Source organism: Streptomyces sp. NPDC005195 (genome assembly GCF_040608315.1).
GTDB classification, from domain to species: Bacteria; Actinomycetota; Actinomycetes; order Streptomycetales; family Streptomycetaceae; genus Streptomyces; species Streptomyces kaempferi.
Genome location: NZ_JBEXHZ010000244.1, coordinates 1 through 2,360, shown reverse-complemented (window position 1 = coordinate 2,360; position 2,360 = coordinate 1). Strand labels below are relative to the sequence as shown.

The 2,360-nt window shown below is 74.8% G+C and carries 1 protein-coding gene and 1 pseudogene; one reads left to right on the top strand and one right to left on the bottom strand.

Going from position 1 to position 2,360, the window contains the following annotated elements:
* Nucleotides 1-742: pseudogene (locus ABZV34_RS38555) on the bottom strand (methylmalonyl-CoA mutase family protein); the annotation flags it as partial.
* Nucleotides 743-992: 250 nt separating this feature from the next.
* Here ABZV34_RS38555 and ABZV34_RS38550 point away from each other — a divergent pair.
* Nucleotides 993-2,360: ATP-binding protein (locus ABZV34_RS38550; protein WP_356287674.1), on the top strand; the 1,368-nt coding region annotated here is incomplete at its 3' end.

Below are 2,360 nucleotides of genomic sequence, written 5' to 3'. Positions count from 1 at the left end.
GCGACGCGCAGCCACGCGCACCGAACTGCTCGCCCAGCACCCGCGACCACACGCGCCGGGCCGCACGCAGGGTGGCGAGCTCCTCCAGGAGTGTGGCCCGCGCCCCGAAGAGGAACGACAGCCGCGGCGCGAAGTCGTCCACGTCCACCCCGTACGCGACCGCCGTCCGCAGGTACTCGACGCCCTCGGCCAGGGTGAAGGCGATCTCCTGCGCGGGCGTGGCTCCCGCCTCCGCCAGGGCGCGCCCCGAGACCGAGAGCGTGTTCCACCCGGGCAACTGCGCACGGCAGTAGGCGAAGAGGTCCGCCGCCAGCCGCAGGGACGGCTCCGGCGGGAAGACGTGCCTGCCCCGCACGACGTACTCCGCCAGCACGTCGTGGTGGACCGTGCCGCTCAACCGGTCGGCACGCAGGCCCTGTTCCTCGGCGACCAACTGGTACAGCAGCAGGAGCACGGCCGCCGGCGCGCCGACGGCCATCGACGTCGACACCCGCTCCAGGGGGATCCCGGTGAACAGCACCCGCATGTCGTCGATGGAGTCGACCGCCACCCCCGCCCGGCCCACCTCACCGCTCGCGAGAGGGGCGTCCGAGTCGAGACCCCACTGCGTGGGCAGGTCGAAGACGACCGACAGCTCCGTCGTGCCGTGCGCGACCAGCCGCCGGTAGTAGGCGTTGGACTCGCCCGCGGTGGCGAAACCGGCGGACCGGTGCGCGGTCCAGGGGCAGACGGTGAACATCGATGTTCGTCCCTCCGAAAGGCCCGGCGTACCGCGGGAGCGCCACGGGTGGTCATCGTGGGGGCAGGGGCTAAAGCCCGGGCAGCGCGACCATCACCGCAAGGACCTGCCGAAACCCGCCGACGGTGTGACAGGGACGGCATCCCGGTACTTCCTGCCGTGCAGTCACCGGCCATCGCGCCGGACTCGTGCCGGGCATATGCCTTCCTAGACTGCAGGAACGTGGAGGGAATGCGACCGGGAGGGCGGGCCCATGATGCTCCTGCACCGCGACGACGAATGCGCACGACTCGACAAGGCTCTGCGCGCCTGCAGCGACGGCACCGCTCAACTGGTGCTGGTGGAAGGCGCGCCCGGCTGCGGCAAGACACGCTTCCTGCAGTACGCCGCCGACCTCGCCGCCGACCGCGGACTCACCGTGCTGCACGCCGCCGCCGACCCCGGCGCCCGCCGCGAGGACCACGCGCTGCTGCGCCGCCTCGCCGCCTGCCTCACCGGGGACCTGCCCCGGCCGGCCCCCGCACCGGACGAGGCAGCCGCCGGATTCGCCGCCCTGCTGCGCACCGCCTGCGCGAACGGCCCGGTACTCCTGTGCGTCGACGACCTGCAGCACGCCGACCGCGCCTCCCTCGCCGAACTGCTGCGCCTCACCCACACCCTGCACGAGGCCCCCCTCCTGACGGTGCTCGCCCAGTCCCCGTACCACCGCACGGACGGCTTCGGACTGCACACCGAACTCCTGCGCCACCAGGGCTTCGTCCGTATCCCGCTGGGCCGCCTGGACGCCCCGGGCACCGCCGAACTGGCCCGCTTCTGGGGCACCCCGGTGCCCGCGGACGCCACCGCGTCACTGCACGCGCTCAGCGGCGGCAACCCCCTCCTGATACGGGCCCTGCTGGCCGAGACGGGCACCCCCGCCGGCCGGCCCGAGTGGCCGGAGCCCGAACCCGGCGGCCCCTTCACCGAGGCGTTCGCGACCTGTGTGCAACGCTGCGGCCCCGCCGCCCGCCGGCTGGCCGCCGCCCTCGCCGTCCTGGGCCCGCAGGCCGACGTGCAGCACGCCGCCCGGCTCGCCCGGCTGGGCACCGACGCCGCCGCCCGCGCGTGCAACGCCCTGGACGCCGCGGGCCTCGTCACCGGCGCCCGGCTGCGCCATCCCGCGGCCGAGTCCGCGGTGCTGGGCATGCTCTCCTGTGAACAGCGCCGGTCGATGCACCGCAACGCCGCCCGCGTCCTGCACCACGCACTGGCCGAACCCGCCCTCGTGGCAGGGCAGTTACTCGCCGCCGGGACGGCCACGCACCACTGGGAGATCCAGGCTCTGCGGGACGCGGCCCGGCAGGAACCGTTCTCGCCCAGCGACCCGGACGGCGCACCGACCTTTCTCCGGCTGGCCCGATCCGGCTGCCCCGACGAACCCACCCGGCTGCGGATCACCCTGCAACTCGCCGCCCACACCTGGCGTCTGCATCCGGCCGCGGCCCACCACCTCCTCGACGAACCCCAGGCCGCCCTGCGCGCCGGACAGCTGTCCTGCGCCGACGCGGGATGGCTGGCCCGGCTGCTGGCGGCCCAGGGCCGCGTCGAGGAGGCCGACGAGGTCCTGGGCCGAGCGGCCGGG